Annotated in this window: 4 protein-coding genes; 1 reads left to right on the forward strand and 3 read right to left on the reverse strand. The window is 43.7% G+C overall.

Annotation, left to right across the window (positions count from 1 at the left end):
- Positions 1-341 (reverse strand): DUF2057 family protein (locus tag A3735_RS21145; RefSeq protein WP_156499802.1); only part of this gene is annotated, 341 nt, incomplete at its 3' end.
- A 139-nt stretch (positions 342-480) separates the two neighbouring features.
- On the opposite strand from A3735_RS21145, the gene A3735_RS21150 reads away from it, so the two are divergent.
- On the forward strand, positions 481-705 hold the full coding sequence (locus A3735_RS21150) for a DUF6316 family protein (RefSeq protein WP_068511382.1): 225 nt from the start codon (positions 481-483) through the stop codon (positions 703-705).
- A gap of 55 nt (positions 706-760) precedes the next feature.
- On the opposite strand, the gene A3735_RS21155 is transcribed toward A3735_RS21150, so the two are convergent.
- Both A3735_RS21155 and A3735_RS21160 read right to left on the reverse strand, forming a co-directional pair.
- Complete coding sequence (locus A3735_RS21155; protein ID WP_068511380.1) at positions 761-1246, reverse strand: phosphatidylglycerophosphatase A; 486 nt, start codon at positions 1244-1246, stop codon at positions 761-763.
- On the reverse strand, positions 1239-1606 hold a 368-nt coding region (locus tag A3735_RS21160), incomplete at its 5' end, for a thiamine-monophosphate kinase (protein ID WP_255375186.1). The genes A3735_RS21155 and A3735_RS21160, both read right to left, overlap by 8 nt.

The raw sequence follows: 1606 nt of genomic DNA on the forward strand, positions 1-1606 counted from the left end.
AACTGTGACTCGGTTTTCTCTGACCTACTATTTCCATTTGTCTGAGGACCAGGCTTCGCCCAGATACTTTCGTACTTGAATACAAGCTGGTTAAGACCGGCTCTCAGGCCATATTTTGTTTCAATATTACTTAACAGATAAGNAGGAACCTCTCGCCCATTAACAGAAATCAGACTTATATTTTCTGGAGCAAGCACTACCGCTAACTGATCCTGAGGCAATATATTTCCTTCGTAGGTTTGCACCACCTTATTTGAAGCAGAACAAGCACTCAATAAAACTAAACTTAACACTAAACCTAAAAACTTTGGCCTTCTTAAGCCTTGAAAAAATCGATACATAAACGCCTCTAAGTGGAAAAATAACTGACAGCATTGTGCCTCCAAGCACACCTCTTGGCAACAAATTGATTTTTCGGGAATTTGTTATACAGTTAAGTAAAATAACAACAACGACAAGTATTAATTGGAGGATACACCAATGAATGAACAAGCCGATCTTTCACACCGCACAGGCGAACAAGGGGAAATACCTTTTCGCAGCAGTCGCTTTTTCAGTGTTGGTAATAAGTGGTACTTTTCTACTCGTGAAGGCTTCGATAGCGGGCCTTATGCAAATAAAGAAAGAGCCCGGGATAGCCTGCAAAGCTTTTTAAAAATCATCAACAAACTGCCAGCTCCCTATACCAAAGAAACAGCCCATTAAAGCATTCTGCAAAGTGAACTAGCGCATTAAGAAATAATGCGCTAGAAATCGAAGTTCAGAACAAGCCCGGTAAGCTAAAATAGAGAACTTGCAGAATCACTAGAGCAAAAAGGCCAGCAATCACATCATCAATCATGATACCGCTACCACCATGGATATGCTGATCCAGATATTTAATCGGCTGCGGTTTCCAGATGTCAAAAACCCGAAACAGAATGAAGCCTAGTACAATAGGCAACCAGCCTTTCGGCGCGCCTATCATTGCTATCCAATAGCCAACAAACTCGTCCCAAACAATTCCGCCATGATCATGAACACCCAAGGCTTTGGAAGCTTTAGCACACAGCCAACAGCCAACAACAAAGCTCAGCACAATAACCACCAAGTACCACTCTAAGGCTAAATGCTGCAGCCATAAATAAGGAACAATCGCCATTAATGTTCCTGCTGTCCCGGGTGCCTTCGGTGCACAACCACTACCAAAACCAAAAGCAGCAAAGTGTGCCGGATTCTTTAAAAAACCTTGCGGTAACTTACTCAAAATGCTGAAACCCCTTTCTCTCTATTTCGACTTCCTGCTCACCAGAAAAGACCTTGACACCAAAACTCTTGGGCTCAACCCGCCCTATTCTAGTGAAAGCACTCGCCTCAGCCTTCGACTCCAATACCTGCCAACCTTCCTCAGGGATCGTAAAAAGTAACTCGTAGTCATCTCCTGCAGTCAGTGCCAGTAGCGCAGCTCTATCTTTAGAAAATTCACGCAATTCTTTCGACAAGGGCAAGGCGTCCAGGTCAATCCTTAGGCCACATGAAGAAGACTCAGCAATATGCCCTGCATCAGCTAGCAAACCATCCGAGATATCAATACAAGCACTCGCGTAGGGGGTGATCAATAAGCCCT

It is taken from the genome of Oleiphilus sp. HI0061 (genome assembly GCF_001635675.1).

Bases quoted from the DNA above. Each gene is read 5' to 3' on its own strand.
- A3735_RS21150 (WP_068511382.1), top strand. From the start codon at position 481: ATGAATGAACAAGCCGATCTTTCACACCGCACAGGCGAACAAGGGGAA.